This is a genomic window from Neorhizobium petrolearium, assembly GCF_029854435.1.
Lineage (GTDB): Bacteria > Pseudomonadota > Alphaproteobacteria > Rhizobiales > Rhizobiaceae > Neorhizobium > Neorhizobium petrolearium.
This window is the reverse complement of record NZ_CP123000.1, coordinates 777,697-795,578: the sequence shown is the minus strand read 5'-3', so window position 1 is coordinate 795,578 and position 17,882 is coordinate 777,697. Positions and strand designations below refer to the sequence as shown.

The 17,882-nt window shown below is 62.5% G+C and carries 25 protein-coding genes; 8 read left to right on the top strand and 17 right to left on the bottom strand.

All coding sequences use genetic code 11. The features are described from left to right. Positions 1-62: 62 nt before the first annotated feature. The 13 genes from QEO92_RS04155 to QEO92_RS04095 all read right to left on the bottom strand — a co-directional run bounded on the left by QEO92_RS04155 (position 63) and on the right by QEO92_RS04095 (position 7,665). On the bottom strand, positions 63-272 hold the full coding sequence (locus tag QEO92_RS04155) for a rcc01693 family protein (RefSeq protein ID WP_227702264.1): 210 nt from the start codon (positions 270-272) through the stop codon (positions 63-65). A 62-nt stretch (positions 273-334) separates the two neighbouring features. Next, complete coding sequence (locus QEO92_RS04150; protein WP_407722043.1) at positions 335-682, bottom strand: gene transfer agent family protein; 348 nt, start codon at positions 680-682, stop codon at positions 335-337. A 2-nt stretch (positions 683-684) separates the two neighbouring features. Beyond that, entirely contained in the window at positions 685-1,092 is a 408-nt protein-coding gene (locus tag QEO92_RS04145; RefSeq protein WP_227702262.1) for a phage major tail protein, TP901-1 family, read from the bottom strand. Between the two features lie 33 nt (positions 1,093-1,125). Further along, positions 1,126-1,524: a DUF3168 domain-containing protein gene (locus QEO92_RS04140; protein WP_227702261.1), complete on the bottom strand. Its 399-nt coding sequence runs from the start codon at positions 1,522-1,524 to the stop codon at positions 1,126-1,128. Beyond that, positions 1,521-1,853: a phage head closure protein gene (locus QEO92_RS04135; RefSeq protein WP_407720833.1), complete on the bottom strand. Its 333-nt coding sequence runs from the start codon at positions 1,851-1,853 to the stop codon at positions 1,521-1,523. The genes QEO92_RS04140 and QEO92_RS04135 overlap by 4 nt, the downstream gene beginning before the upstream one ends. Further along, entirely contained in the window at positions 1,853-2,422 is a 570-nt protein-coding gene (locus QEO92_RS04130) for a head-tail connector protein (protein WP_227702260.1), read from the bottom strand. The genes QEO92_RS04135 and QEO92_RS04130 overlap by 1 nt, the downstream gene beginning before the upstream one ends. A 128-nt stretch (positions 2,423-2,550) precedes the next feature. Further along, on the bottom strand, positions 2,551-3,804 hold the full coding sequence (locus QEO92_RS04125) for a phage major capsid protein (RefSeq protein ID WP_227702259.1): 1,254 nt from the start codon (positions 3,802-3,804) through the stop codon (positions 2,551-2,553). After that, a complete protein-coding gene (locus QEO92_RS04120; protein WP_227702258.1) occupies positions 3,801-4,394 on the bottom strand; it encodes an HK97 family phage prohead protease in 594 nt (197 codons plus the stop codon). Before QEO92_RS04120 ends, QEO92_RS04125 begins: the two co-directional genes overlap by 4 nt. Before the next feature lie 118 nt (positions 4,395-4,512). Beyond that, complete coding sequence (locus QEO92_RS04115) at positions 4,513-4,833, bottom strand: DUF6107 family protein (protein ID WP_227702257.1); 321 nt, start codon at positions 4,831-4,833, stop codon at positions 4,513-4,515. Positions 4,834-5,122: 289 nt separating this feature from the next. Further along, positions 5,123-5,431, bottom strand: a complete 309-nt coding sequence (locus tag QEO92_RS04110; RefSeq protein ID WP_227705081.1) for a type II toxin-antitoxin system RelE/ParE family toxin — start codon at positions 5,429-5,431, stop codon at positions 5,123-5,125. Next, positions 5,431-5,691: a CopG family ribbon-helix-helix protein gene (locus tag QEO92_RS04105; protein ID WP_037157548.1), complete on the bottom strand. Its 261-nt coding sequence runs from the start codon at positions 5,689-5,691 to the stop codon at positions 5,431-5,433. The genes QEO92_RS04110 and QEO92_RS04105 overlap by 1 nt, the downstream gene beginning before the upstream one ends. Before the next feature lie 54 nt (positions 5,692-5,745). Then, positions 5,746-6,909, bottom strand: coding sequence for a phage portal protein (locus QEO92_RS04100; protein WP_227705080.1), 1,164 nt, complete (start codon positions 6,907-6,909; stop codon positions 5,746-5,748). A gap of 135 nt (positions 6,910-7,044) precedes the next feature. Continuing rightward, a complete protein-coding gene (locus QEO92_RS04095; RefSeq protein ID WP_227702256.1) occupies positions 7,045-7,665 on the bottom strand; it encodes a lysozyme family protein in 621 nt (206 codons plus the stop codon). Positions 7,666-7,906: 241 nt separating this feature from the next. Here QEO92_RS04095 and QEO92_RS04090 point away from each other — a divergent pair, with 241 nt between their 5' ends. Then, a complete protein-coding gene (locus QEO92_RS04090) occupies positions 7,907-8,083 on the top strand; it encodes a hypothetical protein (protein ID WP_280107490.1) in 177 nt (58 codons plus the stop codon). Between the two features lie 27 nt (positions 8,084-8,110). Here QEO92_RS04090 and QEO92_RS04085 read toward each other — a convergent pair whose 3' ends face one another. Both QEO92_RS04085 and QEO92_RS04080 read right to left on the bottom strand, forming a co-directional pair. Next, positions 8,111-9,346, bottom strand: a complete 1,236-nt coding sequence (locus QEO92_RS04085) for a DNA-packaging protein (RefSeq protein WP_227705079.1) — start codon at positions 9,344-9,346, stop codon at positions 8,111-8,113. Between the two features lie 367 nt (positions 9,347-9,713). Then, a complete protein-coding gene (locus tag QEO92_RS04080; RefSeq protein WP_227702255.1) occupies positions 9,714-10,373 on the bottom strand; it encodes a hypothetical protein in 660 nt (219 codons plus the stop codon). Positions 10,374-10,489: 116 nt separating this feature from the next. Here QEO92_RS04080 and QEO92_RS04075 point away from each other — a divergent pair, with 116 nt between their 5' ends. The 7 genes from QEO92_RS04075 to QEO92_RS04050 all read left to right on the top strand — a co-directional run bounded on the left by QEO92_RS04075 (position 10,490) and on the right by QEO92_RS04050 (position 14,758). After that, the gene (locus QEO92_RS04075) at positions 10,490-10,645 is read left to right on the top strand and encodes a hypothetical protein (RefSeq protein ID WP_280107489.1); all 156 of its coding nucleotides are present in this window, start codon (positions 10,490-10,492) and stop codon (positions 10,643-10,645) included. A gap of 93 nt (positions 10,646-10,738) precedes the next feature. Then, positions 10,739-10,957: a DUF3800 domain-containing protein gene (locus tag QEO92_RS33330; protein WP_482809869.1), complete on the top strand. Its 219-nt coding sequence runs from the start codon at positions 10,739-10,741 to the stop codon at positions 10,955-10,957. 128 nt (positions 10,958-11,085) lie between these two features. Beyond that, positions 11,086-12,123, top strand: coding sequence for an IS110 family RNA-guided transposase (locus QEO92_RS04070; RefSeq protein WP_210058920.1), 1,038 nt, complete (start codon positions 11,086-11,088; stop codon positions 12,121-12,123). Positions 12,124-12,243: 120 nt separating this feature from the next. After that, positions 12,244-12,435: a hypothetical protein gene (locus QEO92_RS04065; RefSeq protein WP_227701876.1), complete on the top strand. Its 192-nt coding sequence runs from the start codon at positions 12,244-12,246 to the stop codon at positions 12,433-12,435. 37 nt (positions 12,436-12,472) lie between these two features. Continuing rightward, positions 12,473-13,306: an IS5 family transposase gene (locus QEO92_RS04060; protein ID WP_210058921.1), complete on the top strand. Its 834-nt coding sequence runs from the start codon at positions 12,473-12,475 to the stop codon at positions 13,304-13,306. Further along, positions 13,296-13,862 (top strand): DUF3800 domain-containing protein, encoded by a 567-nt coding sequence (locus QEO92_RS04055; RefSeq protein ID WP_227702253.1) that lies wholly within the window; start codon positions 13,296-13,298, stop codon positions 13,860-13,862. The genes QEO92_RS04060 and QEO92_RS04055 overlap by 11 nt, the downstream gene beginning before the upstream one ends. 284 nt (positions 13,863-14,146) lie before the next feature. After that, a complete protein-coding gene (locus QEO92_RS04050) occupies positions 14,147-14,758 on the top strand; it encodes a class I SAM-dependent methyltransferase (RefSeq protein ID WP_227702252.1) in 612 nt (203 codons plus the stop codon). Between the two features lie 7 nt (positions 14,759-14,765). Here the strand turns inward: QEO92_RS04050 and QEO92_RS04045 are convergent, their stop codons facing one another. Both QEO92_RS04045 and QEO92_RS04040 read right to left on the bottom strand, forming a co-directional pair. Next, positions 14,766-16,226, bottom strand: coding sequence for a protein adenylyltransferase SelO (locus QEO92_RS04045; RefSeq protein ID WP_227702251.1), 1,461 nt, complete (start codon positions 16,224-16,226; stop codon positions 14,766-14,768). A gap of 104 nt (positions 16,227-16,330) precedes the next feature. Continuing rightward, positions 16,331-17,716, bottom strand: a complete 1,386-nt coding sequence (locus tag QEO92_RS04040) for an MFS transporter (protein WP_227702250.1) — start codon at positions 17,714-17,716, stop codon at positions 16,331-16,333. Positions 17,717-17,882: the final 166 nt, after the last annotated feature.

The following is a 17,882-nucleotide window of genomic DNA, read 5'->3' as shown; positions in this document are numbered from 1 at the left end:
ATCTTCAGGGCTAGGTCACCCCACCCCGGCACGGCGTGCCGCCCCCCTCAAGGGGAGGGTACTCACCCATCCGGAAACTCCCTCATCAGCGCCTCCAGCCCAGCCCTTTCCATAGCCGCGCCTCGCGATCGCAGCCCTCCGGTCATGGCAAAGAACTCGACGGGCGTCAGTGCCCAGAAATCTCGCGGTACCAGCCGCAGCAGGCAGAGGCCGGCATGCATGACCGTTTCCCAGGGAAACGGTTCCGCCTTGACCTCTTTTTCCTCGATCACAATTCCGGACGGAAAACCGCTTCGCACGTTTCCGGGAGTTGCCTGACCGCCTGCCGCGGCCCTCAAGGGTTTGCGGTGGCTTCCCCGCTGGCCTCGCCGAACGTCGCCAAAAGCAGGTCGCCGACGATCCGGGCGGAACCGGCAACTCCGCCGTCGATATTCATCGCCGCCACCTCGTCGTCGGAAAAGAGATTGCCGCCGCCTCTCAATCCGGCGCCGATGACGCGGATCATGTCCGCCGCCTTCAACCGGCCGGAAGAAAAGCGTTCCGCCAGGCCGTTGAGATCGCCCACGGCAAAGGCTGTCTCCAGTTCCGCCAGCGCTCCCAGCGTCAGGCAGAGAATACGGCGCTCGCCGTCGATCACCGCCTCCACTTCGCCGCGCCTGCGGTTCGCCCGCCCGCCCGGCATCATCACAGCGCTCCGAATGTCAGGCCGCCGGCCGATTCCAGCGCCAGCTCGAAACGGATCTCGCCATTGTGCTCGCCGGAATATTCGAGCGCCGTCACCTGGAAAGGACCCGTGATCGTTCCGAAAGCCGGAATGAAAATCTGCCAGTTCAGGATGCTGCCGGCGAAGAATGCCGTCCGCACCAATGCGTCGCTCGCCTGATCCTTGAAAAGGCCGGCGCCCGTCAGCGAGGCGCGCTGCACGCCGGCTCCTCCCAGAAGTTCCCGCCAGCGCCCGGCGCTTTCAGCGTCGGTGATGTCGACGGTCTCGGCATTGAAGGCGAGCCGTTTCGAACGTAATCCCGCGACGGTCAGGAACGTGCCGCCGTCGTCGATCTTCAGAAGCAGGTCCTTACCCTTCTGTGCCACCATGTCTCAAATCCTTTCGTTGAAGAGGATACGAACCTATTCCGTCACCGCCCGGAACCGCATTTCGGTCAGATAGATCTTCGTCTTCGGCTCACGACGCGTGCGCATGCTCATCCGCAGGAGACTGACCAGCACGGCGCCGTCCAGTCCCAACGCCGCATCATGCAGCAGGTCATGGACAAGCCCGGCGATCTGCTGCGCCTCTCTCCGTCCCTCGCCGTCCGACCAGACCTCCAGCGTCAGAAAATGCTCTTCACCGCTCTCCGTCGAGGTCGAATAATCCCACGCCTCCAGCTCGCCGAACACGATGCAAGGCAGCTTGGGCCGCGGCGACAACCTGTCCCGGACACCGTCCGCCCCGATGATCGCGGTCAAGGCGGCATTGCCGGAAAGTCGCTGATGAATCGCGACCAGAAGCGCGTTCGCCGCCGTCATCGGGTCTCCTCCTCGCACTGGCAGACGAGATAGCGCCGCGTCTCGTCGGGATCGCGGGCCAGCTTGACGACGAACACCCGCGTGCCCTTGCGGAACCGCTGGCCAGCTGTGATATCCTCGCGGAACTTCACCCAGATGCGATGGCTGATCGTACCCCGCTCGGAGGCGGCCTCTTCCGTCAACAGGAAGGAGACGGGCTCGATCCGCGCCCAGAGCGAAGCCACCACGTCAAAGGACACGGTTGCGCCGCCCTGCCCGTCCGGCACGGCCTGCGGCGCCTCCAGGTCGAGCCGCGCCGTCATCTGGCCGGGATCGAAGAAGACGACCATCAGAGCCTCCGCATCCTGAACGGCGCGATCAGCCGCTCGTAACCGTCCGGAATGCCGGCTGGCTGCTGATCCGGCGAGATCGCGCCGCGGAAGGCGAACATATGACCGATATGGATCGACATTGCCCGCTTCAGCGTATCGGGCACGTCCGTCCCCGCCTCGCCGTATCCGGCCGAGAAGTCGATCTCGATGCCGTTCACCGCCTGCCCCGGCTCTGGCGGGTTTCTGAGCCACAGCCGCGCCGGCCGGCCCACGCCGTCGAGAAGATGATCCTGGAGCGGAATGTCGACGGCGGTCCCGTCCGCTTCGTAAACGGTAACGGTTTCAACCGATTGCACCGGAGATTTCGAGATGCGGATGATGCCGTCCTTCGGCCAGCGGTCGAGATGGAGCCGCCAGGTTTGAGAGATCAGGCAAAGCCCGGTCTCGCGTTCCAGATGCTCGCGGGCGGTCCGGATGAGCGAGGCCAGCAAGGCATCTTCATCCGCACCGTCGAGACGCAGGTGGGCCTTCACCTCGGCAAGCGTCAGCGGCTCCGCTGCGGGCGGAGTGGTCAGGGCATAGGTCATGGGGTTTCCAAGCGAATAGCGAATAGTGAGTAGCGAATAGAAAGAGACCGCCGAGCGAAGGGAGCAGCGAGCGCACAGGTGGCCGTCAGGCCAACCTCTATTCGCTATTCGCTACTCCCTATTCGCTCTTATGCCGCTGCGAACTTCACCACCTTGATCGCCTCGAAATTCTGCACCCCGCCGCCGACGCGCTTCGTCGTATAGAAGAGCACATAGGGCTTGGCGCTGTAGGGATCGCGCAGGACGCGCACGCCCGCCCGGTCGACGACGAGGTAGCCGGAGCGGAAATCGCCGAACGCAACGGACAGCGAGTTCGCCGCCACGTCCGGCATTTCCTCGGCTTCGGCGATCGGAAAGCCCATCAGCGAGGCAGGCTGGCCGGCGGCGGCCGGCGGGCGCCAGAGATAGTTGCCGTCGGCATCCTTGAACTTGCGGATATCGGCTTGCGTCTTGCGGTTCATCATGAAGGTGCCGTTCTGGCGGTGCCCGGCCTTCAGCGCGTAGACGAGTTCGATCAGCGTGTCGGAAGGGTCCGTCGATTGCCAGGCGCCGGCGGCACCGGAAGCGACATAGCCGATATTGCCCCAGCTCCAGGCGCTGTCCGCGACTGTCGGATAGGACAGGAAACCTTTCGGCTTGTTCACGCCATCGCCGCGGATGAAGGCATCGCCCTCCTGTTCGGCAAAGACGATATCCACCTCGCCGGCGATCCATGACTCGATGTCGACCGCCGCGTCGTCCAGCAGGCCTTGAGTGGCGGCCGGCATGGCGTAGAGTTCCATGGTCGGGAAGGAGAGTTCCGCAAGCTGCGGCGTGCTGGTCTGCGGCCTGGCCGCCGTCTCCGCCACCCAGCCGGTGGCAAGGCCCGTCGTCGCAAATGGCTTCTTCAGCACGGCGGAAGAAACGGTGCGGCCGGTCGAAAGCGCCCGCATCGGCGAAACCACGGAGATCCGCCGGCCGATCTCGGTATCCGTCTCAGGCGGCACCAGATATCCGCCGTCCGTGCCGGAACCGGACGAAAGGGCCTTGACCTCCAGCTCGCGAAGCCCCGCTTCCTCGCCCCGGCGGATATAGGCGTCGAAGGCGGCCTTGTGCTCGACCGCTTCGGCGGAAAGTTCGCCGCCACCCCGGCCGAGCTGCGGACGGGCCTTCTTCAGCACCAGCTGGTCGAGCACCTTCTTCTGGTCGTCCATCGCGCGGTTGATGCGGTCCACCTTGTCGCGCGTCACCACGTCGGCCGTCAGTTTCTGCTCGATCTCGCCGAGCCTGCGGTCGTTGACGTCCTTGAACGCCTCGAAGGCTTCCATGAATTCGTCGAAGGCGGCCGTCACCGTTTCCGGCACGGCTTTCACCTCAGGCGCCACGCTTGCTGCATTCGTCATATCGCTTTTCCTTTGAAGGTTGACTGCATCATCATCTTCGCCGCCCGCCGCATCTGGCGGACGAGCTCGGTTTCCCGGTCACGGAAGAACCGCGCATGCTTGACGTCGGAGACCCGGGCCGACGGGAGCATCGGGAAGGTCACGACGGAAATTTCCCAGAGATCGGCCTCGAGGATTTTTCGGACGCCCGTCTTTGCATCGGTGCGAGCCTTCACCGTCCGGAAGCCGATCGACAATCCGTCGAGCGCGCCCGATTTCATCAGCGCCAGCACCTCGCGGGCGCGGGCCACGCCCGGCGACAACACACCCTCGACATAAAGACCCCGGGCATCCTCGCGGATCGTCTTCCAGGCGCCGATCGGCTCGTTCGGATCGTGCTGGTAGAGCATGCGCACACCCGGCGCGCCGCGTTCGACGAGCGAGTGCCTGAAGGCGCCACGTTCGATCGTGTCCTTGCCGAGATCGACCTCGCCGAAAATGCTGGCATAACCTGAGAAGGTTCCGTCGCCGGCAACGCCGGCAAGTTCGAGATTGGCGAATTTGCGCCCACTGGGGCGTACGGGCGGGCGCGGCCCGCGATAAGCGTGCATGGGTAGTCTCCTGGTTTTTGAATATTGTCGCCCCTCATCCGCTGCCGCGGCCTTCTCCCTGAAGGCGGGGAAAAGGTGCCGGCAGGCGGATGCGGGCATTCAGGTGAAGAAGGGCGCTCTAGCCGCCCACCCGTCTCCCATACCTGTCCGCCACCCGCGCCAGCACGCCCAGCACCCACCAGGCGGACAGACTGGCCGTCGCCGCGCCCGCGAGCATCACCTCGGCGCCTGAAAGCTCGCCGCCGATCCCCAGCCTCGTCTCGAGCCAAAGCCCGGTCGGACCGCCGAAGATCAGCCCGAAGCTCACGCCGGTCAGAAAACGGCTCGCCGCCTCGCGACGGCTTTTCGGCACGAGGTAGATCAGCGAGACACCGGCTCCCGCCATCGAGCCCAGGACCTTGGCGATCCCGACGCCCGGATCGCTTCCGAGGTCAGACATTTTTAATCTCTCTTTTTTAGAATTTGCGCATAAAGAGCCACCAGGGCTCGGCTGCAGTGCCACGCGCCGTCAGGCGAAAAGGATACCGCAGCTCTTCAAGATGCCGCATGTCCGATCACAGCATGCAGCAGCCATGACGGCCCACTCGGCCTCCCTTCGGGGCGGCCGCTTCTGTTTTCGTCAGTCTTCGGAATCGCTTGGACGTGCTTGTTGCGAAGTTGAGTCGGAGGCTTGAGAGGTTGAGCTAGGTTCTTGACAAACCAAGCGAAGGCGATGCTTGCCGATTGGCTCAGCCTTCTTCGCCGGGTTCGCCGTCCTTTTCGAGTTCGAGCGGCTCCTGGCGACCGTGACGGATATGCGAAACGTAGACGGCTGACTTTTCAACCCGATAATGGATGATGTAGGCTCCCGATACGAGACGGCGGCGCCCCTCCAGAGCCTGAAGATCACCGCCTGCCCTCGAAAACTCCCCTAACAGCCGCAAGGACGCCCGCAACTGGCGCATCACCGCCATTGCGGCGCGTGGATTGAACTGCTCCAGATAGGCGCGCTCCTGCCGGAGGAACCGGCCCGCTTTCTTCGACAGGATCACCTTCATCACGCAGCGTCGCTTTTGCGCTCATCCAGAAGCTCGTCGAAAAGCTCCTCCATGTCGACCGTCTCGCCATCGCGGATCTGCTCCTCGCCCTTGCGGATCTGCAGGATATCGTTCCCCTCCGCCATGAGGTAATATTTCAGAGCGCGCACGATCACCCAGGATCGGCTGCGATCCGCGGTCTCCGCGATCTTCTCGACGTCTTCCAGAATGTCGAGCGGCAGGCGCAGCGTGATCGGATCGGAAAGAACAGGCTTGGCCATGGGAGCCTCCATTTGTAATACGGCGTATTACAAATTACACCAATTCCGCTCCTGTTAATACCCCACCGCCTCGCGCTTCTCGTCATCGCTCAGGAAGGTCGCGGCCCCCACCCTCGCCCAGAGCGCTTCACGTTCTGCGGAAAGCCCGGCGATCCGGTCGAGGTCGGGCTCCAGCCGCAACCCGCCTCCATAGGCATCCGACAGCCAGGCGGAGAAGCTTGCGGCGGTGCGGGAAATCAGCGGCAGCACGGTCAGGCGGTAGAAGGCGCGGTTCGCCTCCTGGTAATTGGCATAGGTGTTGTCGCCCGGAATGCCGATCAGCATCGGCGGCACGCCGAAGGCGAGCGCGATGTCGCGCGCCGCCCCGTTCTTCGCCTCGATGAAATCCATGTCCTTCGGCGAGAGCCCCATCGATTTCCAGTCGAGACCGCCTTCCAGAAGCAGCGGCCTGCCGGCATTCACCGCACCGGAATAGCCCGCCTCCAGCTCGTCTTTCAGCCGCTCGTACTGGTCGGCTGAGAGATTGCCGCCGTCCTTCGGCTGGTAGACGAGCGCGCCGGAGGGTCTGGCGGAATTGTCGAGCAGCGCCTTGTTCCAGGAAGCCGCCGCATTGTGCAGGTCGAGCGCCGCACCCGCCGCGCCGATCGGCGGAAAGCCGCAATGGTCGTCGAGCGGATGAAACAGTTTCAGATGCAGCAGCATTATGCCGTCCCCATCCGCAGCCAGCCGCCGCGTGACGCCGCCGGCGCGGTAGTCGTAGCCCGTCACCCAGCCGTCGCGCCCCTCGACCACGCTCACCCGGTCGGGGCGCAGGAGATGCAGTTCCCGCAGGGTCCCGCCGATCAGAAGCGGCTCCACATAGGCATTGCCCGAGAGCAGCAGATGCCCATAGAGCGCCTCGAAGAAATCCGGTCCGCCCTGCCGCCCGTTCGGCCGGGAGATGAGCGCCAGCGCCGGATGATCCGCCACCTCGCTTCCGCCTTCATAGGCAAGCCAGGGCACCGCCGCTGCCGCCTCGGCAATCATCCGCATGGCACGGTAGGCGACCGGGTTCCTCATGAAGCCTGCACGCGACAGCGCCGCATAGGAACGTCCGGACCAATAGGCCGCGCCCTCGCCGGAAACGATCGTAAATCCTGACGCAAAGCCCGTTGCCGTTTTGGTCTCGGGCTGGGCAGCAAAAGCGCCTGCAACCTCGGATGCCCGGGCTTCGCGCATGGCCTTTCGTCCGCCGGCGGAAAACCCCTGAGGGAACCACCGGCGCCGGAATGGAGATTTCATGGAATAATTCCTTCGGCTCTATAAGGATCGGGCGGCTCTGTAGAGATCGGGCCAGGTGCAGCGGCCGCGCCTTCAACCCGTGGTGTAGCTGATGCAGCTATAGAAGGCCCTGCCATAGTCGGCGAGTTGCGGCGCCCGCTCGATACCGTTGATGATCCGGCGTCCGTTCAACCAGTCCTCCTTCGGTCCCAGGAAGAACTGCTCCAGCCGGTGACCGGTGAAACTGCCCTGCTCCATGCCGAGGAACATGATGCGCAAGGCGACATCCATTCGCAGCGTCACTGAAGGGTCGGTCACAAGATCCATACCGGTCACCCGGCTTAACTTCTCGTAATTGCGGGGATGCGTAAGCTGCACCAGCCCGCGGCCCAGCCAGGTCTGGCCGCCCGGATCCCGCCGCCAATAGGGATTGCTGACCCAGGGAAGCCGACCGCGCCGCCAGGCGTTTTCCAGTATGGCGATGGCCTTGTCGTCCGTCGGTGCCAGCGTTTCCCGCACCGGCTGCATCGTTCGGGCCGTCTCGTGGAATGCCGTCCCGAGCATATAGGCGAGCCAGCGATCGTCCTTGGCAGGACTCGTCTGCTCCCAATGATCAAGGATCGCCTCCAGCCCATGAACCTGATGCTGCTGAAACCGTCCCCCGAACAGCCGCTGACGCGCGTTCTCGAAGAAGAAACGCCTGTTGATCCCCATTCCCAACCCTCCCGTTTCGCGATTTACCAATAAAATACTCTCGCAAAAATTGTATATGCGAATTACATCTTCAAGGTGATTTTTCTATTTACACATCTATAGGATGCAATACTGCGAACGAAGGTGCGCCGGGAGGCATCCCGCCGATCGCGGTCCTCAACATTCAATCGGTTTAGAAAAACTAAATCGTTTTAAGCTCTTAGGCGCCACTTTACTTTTCATTGACGCTATGGAACCAACGGTGCCGCAGGACGTTCATGTCTGCCTTCTAATGAACAAGGAGATCATGATGATGCAGCAGCCGATGCAGGCCGCCCCTTCCAAGCAGATCCCCCAGCATATCGCCGAGCGCATGGAATCCGAATGGAAAGAGATGCGCGAAAACGCTCCGCCGAAGCCGGCAAGCCAGCAGCGCTGATCACCACGATCCAATCATCGAGCCGCGTCAGATGCCCCGCACGCGCGGCTCCCCCGAACCTTCCAGCAGAAGCGCCGTCAGCGCCCAGACCAGTGCGTCGAGCCGGTCTGGCGAACGGCCGGAAGACAGCCCGTCCGGACCAAAATCGCACATCTGGTCCTCCAGGTCCGCGAACCGTCCGGCATGGCTGACCCGCCCCTGCTCGTAGAGTGCGGCCACCGGTTCGGCCCGCAGGAATTTTCCCCGCGTCGCGCGCACCATGGTCACCGGCAGGACCGAATCGACGCTTTTCAGCATCGCCGTCACCATCTCGCCGCCTTGGTTGACCTCCGCCACCACGCGGTCCGCCTGGAAGCGCGAGAAGGCCTTCGCCACCGCATGCGCCCAGCCGGCCGGGCTTGCGCCCTCCACCGAGCAGTCGGCAAGCACCACGGCCCTTCCGCTCGTCTCCAGCCCCGCCACGACGATGCCGCAGCAGGAACCTGCGCCTGAACCGGAGGGTGGATCGACCGCCACGACGATGCGCCTGAGCGCGCCGGCGAAGCGTCCCCCCTGAAAACCGATCCGGCAGGCTTCGATGTCGGCGCGTTTCCACAGCGCGTCCTCGCGGTCCTCGATCAGCTCGCCGGCGATCTCCTGCCGCCCGAGCCGAGTGCCGCCATAGCGCGCCTCCAGCACCTCCAGAAAACCCGGCGCCAGATTTTTAGCATTCGCCTCGGTCGAGATCCTGATCAGACTGGTCCCCGGGTCGGCGATCAGCCGTTTCAGCACCGGCACCGGCCGTGGCGTGGTGGTCACGAGCTGGCGCGGATCCGCCCCGAGCCGAAGCCCGAACTGCAGCATGTCGAACGTCTCTTCGGCATGTTTCCATTTGGCGAGTTCGTCGCACCAGGCGAAGTGGAATTGCGGCCCGCGCAGCGCCTCCGGGTCTTCGGAGGAGAAGATCTGCGCCACAGCACCGTTCGGCCAGACGAGCCTGCGGCGGGAAATCTCGAAATCCGGCCGCTTCTTCCTGGCGACCCGGCAGATGCCGGAAACGCCGTCGATCATCACCTCGCGGGCATCGCCCAGCGTTTCGGCCACCAGCGCGATCCTGAGATTGGACCGTTGTTCCGCGGAGGCCAGCGCATGCACCCATTCGGCACCGGCCCTGGTCTTGCCCGACCCGCGCCCGCCCATGATCAACCATGTCCGCCAGTCGCCGGCGGGAGGATGCTGCTCGCGGCGGCCATTCAGGAGCCACTCCCGCTCATGACCGGGCATGAAGTCATCAAAGGCATCACCAACTTGCTCCTCCGAAGTCGGAGGACGAATGTTCATGGGAGAAGAGCAGTGCGGCAGACCGATCTCCCCCCTTGTGGGGGGTGAGGCGTGATCCGGCGAAGCCGGAGCGATCGATCCAGTGAATCGATCGCAGCGCCGAACGCCCGGCAGGACAGAGGGGGGTGCCGCCCCGACCTCTTCGTCAATGATCAGCTTCTCGGCACGGTCGCCACCCCCCTCTGTCACCTCTGGTGACATCTCCCCCACAAGGGGGGAGATCGGCGGAAGTTCGCCGCGATGCCTCGCGCTGTCATCCGCGATCGCTTTGGCCAGCTTCCTGCTTTCCCCAGATGCTGCGACGTTTTCCTCACGCGCGGCCGTGATCGTCTGCATGCCTCGATTCAATTGCTTCGAAACCACCAATGCCTTTTTCGCCATCTTCTCGTCCGCCAACCGTTGTGTCCGGAGGCTCGGCGGCTTTGCGTTCAAGTAGCTCGGTGACCCACGGCGGCGGACCATCCCGTTTCCATGCTTCCAAAAGGCGGGCGGCATATTCATTGGCGCGCTCCTCGATCAGTTTCATGAAGCGGGCTTTCGCCTCCTCATACCCACCCTCATCGGCCACGCGTTCGGCTTCGAGCTCCCGGTCGCGGGCAAGCTGGCGCTGCAGGCTGTCGACCTTTTCGAGGGTGCGCACGATCAGCGACATGGCGTCGGTTGCCGCCTTCACGTCGGCGCGCGCCAGTTTCTGAGCCGCCTCGTCGCCGTCCTCGAGCGTCTTTTCCGCCGACCTGCGCATGTCGCGGAACGTTTCGAACTGCGCACGCATCTCGGCGGTCATATCGTTCAGCAGCCGGCGCAACTCCTCGGCCGGCTGGATCGCGCTTTCGGCCGACTTGATTTCCAGCAGCACGCCGCGCGCCCTGTCGGCCAATATCTCGTCGTCCATGACGATCCCGTCGCCATAGGCAGGCCGTTCCGCCCAGAGCCCGAAGAGCGCCGGATCGAAATTTTCGAATTCATCCATGGCCGATTCCCCGATGCGCTTTCGCGCATACCGCGTCGCCTGGCGCCCGTTCCCGGCCCCAGCGCTCCCGCTATCGATTGTCGTGATAAAAAAGACCCGGCATGAAGACCGGGCCGATGACCGAAAGCCTTGCCACCGACAACCTCAAAGGCTCCGCGCCGGCGCAATTCTTCGACTGTAACCAAACCCTATCAAACCACCGTCACGCCGTCAAGGATTATTTTCCTATTTTCATTGTTTCGTATCCGAGGAGCCGCGCAACCTTTGTGTGATCGAAGGATTCGAGGTATGAAATCAATCCTCTAGAGCAACGCCACCTCGGTGTGGGACACTCGTGTCCTGCTCACTCACCGCGCAGTTTATTTATGCTTCAGTGTTTTGTGGATGAAAGTGGAAATGGTCAGGGGCCTGTCATGGTAATGGTTGGCCTTGTTTCCGATATTCGATCATGGGCCGAATTTTCCGATGAGTGGCAAGAGTGTTTGGATATGAGGCCCCGGCTCAAGGCTTTTCATATGGCCGAGATAATTGCTGAAAGTTGGAGCGATGATACGAAGGCGCGGGTAGCTCGATTTAGAGCCTGACCGAAAAAGATAGGATATTCGGCTTGCGCCCCACCTCGGACGGTGATGCGGGAAGGTGCTGCGCTTCGAGCTGATGATAGAACGTGGTCTGTCGCGACAGCCACAAGCATCAGGAAAGGAAGCGCAGCATGAAGCACTTTATCGGCCTCGATGTCTCGGTGAAAGAGACCGCCGTTTGCATTGTCGACGAAACGGGCAAAATCTGCCGGGAGGTGAAGGTTCACAGCCACCCCGACGATTTGCTCGCGGTCGTGAAGGATCCGAGCTGGAACATCGAACGGGTCGGGCTCGAGGCTGGGCCCTTGTCGCAGTGGCTTTTCGAGGGGCTTGCAAGCGCAGGATTGCCGGTCATCTGCATCGAGACGCGCCATGTGAAGGCGTTCCTGAAGGCCCAGCCGAACAAGACTGATCGTAACGACGCGCGTGGAATCGCGCAGATGATGCGGGTCAACCTGTATCGTCCGGTGCATGTGAAAACGCTGACGAGCCAGAAGCGGCGGGCGCTCTTGACGGCCCGCAAGCTCCTGCAAGGCAAGGCGATAGCCATCGAGAATGACATCCGCGGCCTTCTGCGCAACTTCGGCCTCAAGGTTGGTGTTGTGGGAACGGTGAAGTTCGACGAGCGCATTCGAGAGCTCGTCGAAGGCATGCCCGACCTGGAAGACCTCATCGGGCCACTGCTTTCTGCCCGGAACAAGCTGCGCGCCGAATTTGCTCGTCTGCACAAGAAGGTGCTGGCGTCCGCCGAGGAGGATGCGACCTGCAAGCGCTTGATGACGATCCCCGGTGTCGGTGCCGTCACGGCGCTGGCCTATACCGCAACCATCGACATTCCGCAGCGTTTCAGAAGCTCCAAGGCAGTGGGTCCCATCCTCGGGCTGACGCCGAAGCTCAACGAGTCCGGTGAAAGCAAGCGTGTGGGCCGCATCTCCCTGTGTGGGGACGGCATGATGAGAACGCTGCTCTATGAGGCCGCACAGACGCTGCTGACGCGCGTGACGAAATGGTCATGGTTGAGAGCCTGGGCAATGAACGTCGCGAAGCGGCGCGGGATGCGCAAAGCCATTGTCGCACTTGCGCGTCGCCTTGCAGTCATCATGCATCGCATGTGGCTGGATGGCGCTGGGTTCCGCTGGACGCGGGAAGCTACGGCCCCGACCATCTGATCCGGACGGCCAGGAAGGAGAGAGACAGAAAGTTCCGCCCCGGCGGACAAGCGTCCTTCGCAGGACGATGGATGAGGTAAGTTCGTACTCAACTCCGTGCCGACCGCACTCGATGACTCGATGTCGGTCAGGACGCTAAAAAAGATAGGACTGCCTCATTCTCCTGATCCTATGCTGGGAGGGCAAAGCGCCGATCCCGTAGAGAAGCAAGGACCTGCGAAAGACGTCGATGCCGGGCACATGGAAAGGCTCGAAGCGCTTGACCTGAACACGCCGAATAGAGAAGAGTTGAGTGAAATCAGCCAGTTGTGATTCCTTCGGATTTGCTTAGGATTCGATGGAGACCGCAATGGGCTGGACTGATTTCACCCGCCGCCAATATGGCCGACGGACGGTGCGTTATGCAAGTGATCTGACGGACAGGGAATGGCTGCTGATCGCTCCCTTTATGCCGACGCCACGCAGGCTCGGTCGACCGCGCAAGACGGAATTGCGTGAAGTTTTGAACGCACTGCTTTACATCGCATCGACCGGATGCCAATGGCGGATGCTGCCGAAGGATTTTCCACCCTATTCAACCGTGCAGGGTTACTTCTACGAGTGGCGGGCGACTGGCTTGTGGCTGCGGATCAACCATCATCTCGTTATGGAGACGCGCGAGCTGGAGGGAAAGGAAGCCTCGCCAACGGCGGGCGTGATCGACAGTCAGAGCGTCAAAACGACCGAAAGTGGCGGGATTGCGGGCTATGACGCGGGCAAGAAGACCAAAGGTCGCAAGCGTCATATTGTCGTCGACACGCTCGGCTTGATGGTGGGGCTCGTCGTTCACGGCGCAGACATTCAAGACCGCGACGGTGCGGCTGCAGTCCTTAAAACCATCCTCAGACGCTGGCCGTGGCTCAGGCACATCTTTGCTGACGGCGGTTATGCCGGTCCGAAACTGCGGGCAGCATTGCAGAAGGTCGCGAAGTTCACGCTCCAGATCGTCAAGCGAACAGACAAGGCAAAGGGCTTCGAAGTGCTGCCGCGTCGCTGGGTCGTGGAGCGCACATTCGCCTGGCTTGGTAGATGCAGGCGACTGACCAAAGACTGGGAGAAATCAATCGCCTCCGCTGAAACCTGGATGCTCATCGCCCACATCCGCATTCTCACCCGGAGGCTCGCAAGGTATTATGTCTATTGAGCTCTTTTCGAGTCAGGCTCTTAGGAAAATTATTACTAAACATGTCAAAGGATCGGTTATTATCTCAATACCGCTAGACAATTACCGGCGTATCTTTGCTGCCGAGGGGCCTTGGCGGAATCCTTATTTGTTTTTATTCTTTGTGCTGATCCGAAACTACAAGAACAACTGCAAGAAAGTGGGCCTCTCCCCCGAAACTGAGTTCATTTTCGACACCCAGACTGGTGCCATGTCCCGCATCAAGGAGGCTTGGGAATATTTCGCCAATCATGTTCCTCGAATGCTGGATTTCATAGGTAAACCTCCTTCATTCCAGGATGATGAGAAAGTCTTGCCCCTTCAGGCAGCAGATATGGTCGCTTGGTGGGTCAGGAGGCAGATTGCTGACGACATTGCCGGCTTCCCACGTCTCCCATTCCCGTGGGATGGCGAAGACCAAATTCCTTGTGTACGGGCACGGTATGATGCGGCCTCGTTACAAAATGCCTTTGACGAAATGCAGGGGCGTCAAGGTTTAAATACTAAGATGTTGTTTCACCTAGGGCTTTGGCCTTGAAATCAAACGCAACTGACGGCGTTCGTCGAACGCCTTCCCGCTCTCAGCAACGGCGGCAGTCTTTCGGCTATTTCCTATTTGATGACCTTATGGACAAGTCACTAGAAGAGCATCGAATTCGGATAGAATTTCGCCCCCGCAGGACGTGTCATTTCCACTTCCGGCGGCGGTAATATGTTCGGCATGTCTCGGTCATGAGATTGCGAATGTCCCCGCAGCCGCACAGAGACGCCGCTTGCCACAGGTGAGAACCTGCGGGACAATCGACGCGGGAGGAACCGACCATGGGTGTCTACAACGATGTCATCCTGCCAAAACTCTGCGATCTTGCGATGCGGAACGAGCGGCTGCGGCCGTATCGCGAGCGGGTGATCGGCGCCGCCGAGGGGCGGGTATTGGAGATCGGCAGCGGTTCCGGGCTCAACCTGCCCTTCTACGGCGCGAGGGTCCGCGAAATTCTGGCGCTTGAGCCTTCCCCAAATCTTCTGGCGCTCGCCCGCAGCGCCCCGCAGTCGGCAATGCCCGTCCGGTTCATCGAGGCCTCAGCGGAAGCAATCCCGCTGGATGACGGCAGCGTCGATACGGTCGTGACGACCTGGACGCTCTGCACGATCCCGGGGGCGGCCGCGGCACTTTCGGAAATGCGCCGCGTGCTGAAACCCGGCGGCAAACTGCTGTTCGTCGAACACGGGCGGTCGCCCGACCGCGGCGTGCGCTGGTTTCAGGATGGCCTCACCCCCGTCTGGCGGCGCATCAGCGGCGGCTGCCATCTCAATCGCCCGATCCGGTCGATGATCGAGGACGGCGGATTTCGGATCGACCGGGTCGAGACCGGCTACATGCCGGGGCCGAAACCGATGACGTTCATGTACGAAGGCAGCGCCCGCCCGAACTGACAGCCACTCACGTGCCGCAGAACGTCTGCGTCACCCGTTCCTCCGGCTTCGGCGGCGCCATCAGGTCGGCGAATTCCGGCCGCTCATCATAGGGATTTTCCAGCGCCTCCAGCAGCCGTTCGAAGAAGCTGAAATCGCCGTAATTGGCAGCGGCAATCGCCTCCTCCACCCGATGGTTGCGGGGAATCACCGCCGGATTGACGGCGCGCATCGCAGCCGCCCGTTCCCCGCCCGACCGGTCTTCACCCGCCAGCCGCTCCCGCCATGCCGTCAGCCAATCCTGCGCCTTGGCGGTGTCGGCAAATGAGGCGAGGAACGCCTCGTCGCGGCCCTCCGCCGCATCGGCCAGACGCCGGAACACAAGGGTAAAATCCGCCTTGCCTTCGTGCATGGCGGCAAACAGCGACTGGATCAGGTCGCCGTCGCCATCCGCCCCGGAAAACAGCCCGATCTTCCTTCGAAAGACAGTGAGCCATTCGCTCTGGAACCGTTCGCCGAATTCTGTCAGCACGGCATTCGCAGCATTCACCGCCTTTTCCTCGTCACCGTCCAGAAGCGGCAGCAGGCATTCGGCCAGCCGCGCGATGTTCCACTGGCCGATGCCCGGCTGGTTGCGATAGGCGTAGCGGCCCATCTGGTCGATCGAGGAGAACACTTTCATAGGATTATATTCATCGAGAAAAGCGCAGGGGCCGAAATCGATCGTCTCGCCGGAAATCGTCATGTTGTCGGTGTTCATCACGCCATGGATGAAGCCGACGCCCAGCCAGCGGGCGATCAGGTCGGCCTGTTTCAGAGCCACGGCCCTCAAGAGCGCAAGATACCGGTTTTCTTCGTCTTTCAGCTCCGGGTAATGCCGTTCGATCACGTAGTCGGCAAGCAGCTTCACGCCGTCATTGTCGCCGCGGGCGGCGAAAAACTGAAACGTGCCAACCCTCACATGGCTTGCCGCGACCCGCACGAAGACGGCGCCCTGCTCGACCGTCTCGCGATAGACCGGCTCGCCGGTCGCAACCGCCGCCAGCGCCCTTGTCGCGGGAAGCCCAAGTGCGGCAAAGGCTTCCGAAACGATGTATTCGCGCAGGACCGGTCCCAGCGCGGCGCGGCCGTCGCCGCGGCGGGAAAACGGCGTCGGTCCGGCACCCTTCAGTTGAATGTCGCGGCGCAGCCCGTTCCGGTCCACGACCTCGCCGAGCAGGATCGCGCGGCCGTCGCCGAGCTGCGGCACGAAATTGCCGAACTGGTGGCCGGCATAGGCCATGGCGATCGGCGAAGCGCCGGGCGGCACGACATTGCCGGCGAGGATCGCCGCCAGCCGCGCCGGATCGGAAAAATCCGCCTCGACGCCGAGTTCCTCGGCAAGTTCCTGGTTGAACTTGATCAGCTTCGGCCCCTCGACCGGCTCGGGATAGACGGAGGCGAAAAACCGGTCCGGCAAGCGGGCATAGGAATTATCGAACTGGAACACGGGAAACTCCTTCGGCGCGGCAGGCTTCTTCCGCCGCGCGGGCTCTTCCCCAATATGGGGAATCTCCCCTGTCGAACAAGCGAAATGCGCTTTTGTTGCGCGCTTCAGGCACGCTTCAGCCGTATGCCGAAACCGAACAGGAAGGTGAGCGCGGCACCCGCCGCCGCCGTGCCGTAGAGCCACAGCGAGGCGCTCGCATCGCCGCTTTCCAGGCCCGCGACGAGCCCGGTCGCGGTGGCGATCATGCCGGCGATCCCCGCGCCGATCGCGTAGCCGGTCGTCGAGATGGTCGGCAGAAGCGCGCTCGCCAGATCCCGCTCGGTACTCTCGGCCGCTTCCATCGCCGCCTGGTTGATGTTTGCCCAGGCAACCCCGAAGCCGGTGCCGATCGCCATCTGCCCGACAAGCAGCAACATCACGGAACCCATCGTGAAGGCGGTGCCGAGCGCCAGAAAACCGAGAAGCTGAAACAGCGCGCCGCTCAGCATCCATCTCTCCCGCGAACCGACGGCTGCCACCCGGCTCACCAGCACCGCGACCGCGCTCCAGGTGAGCGCCATGATCACGACGATGGAGCCCACCACCGACGGCCGGAAATCGAAGACGGCGCCGATCATCATCGCCAGGTAGACGCTGCCGACCGAATGGCTGGCGGACATGATGAGCAGCACCCAGAACCCGTGCCCCAGCACCGAGCCGAGCCGGAAAGCGCCCGCCGGAAACAGTTTCGGGCCGATCTTCCCGTCGAGCTTCAGCGCCGGCAGGAAAAGTGCAGCACCTGCGGCGATCGTCATGGCCTGCATGCCGCCCCCGCTCATCACCGACGACAGCGACAGGACGAAAGCGGCCGCCAGGCAAAGGGCAATCGTCGCGATGGAAAACGGGACGGGCGCCGCCTCCGTCATCCGCGGCTTTGCGGCAAGTGCGAGGAAAGGCAGAAGCAGGACGAAAGGCGCAACCGCCAGGAACGACGCACGCCAGGAATAGGCTTCCGTCAGCAGCCCGCCGGCCAGCGGTCCGGCGATCGCCGCAACGGCCCAGACGATCGCCTCGACGGCAAAAACCCTGGCGATCAGCGCGGAGGGGAAATTGGCCGGGATGAGGCTGTAGCAGATCGCCACGATCAGCCCGTCGGCAATGCCCTGGAACAGCCGCGCGGCCATGATCCAGGAAAAGCTCGGCGCCGACAGCGCCAGAAGGCCGCCGAATGCAAAGACCAGTGTCGAGACGACAAGGCTTGCGCGCGGGCCAAACCGGTCGCGCATGGCCGCCGCACCCGTGCCGCCTGCTATCGAGCCCAGGAAATAGAGCGTATAGGCCCAACTGAAATAGGCCGTGCCGCCGATCTCCGCGGCCGCCGGCGGCAGGGCCGCCACGATCGCGAACTGGTTGAAGGCGTGCAGGCCGACGCCCGCCGAAATCAGCCCGAGCATCGCCCCGTCGCGGCCCTTCAAAAGCCTCGACCAACCCACATTCACGTCCTGCAACACGCCCTTACCCTTCCCTTTGTCACGGTCGCCGGGACGCTACAACCTCAAGCGCAGTTGAGGTCAAGGGACAGGATGAAAATAAAACTCCTTCTGTTTCAGCCTCTTATGGGGGCTCTTCGGTTTTCGCATCCTGTTGTATTTTAGCTACAGCTTTTCAAGTTATCCG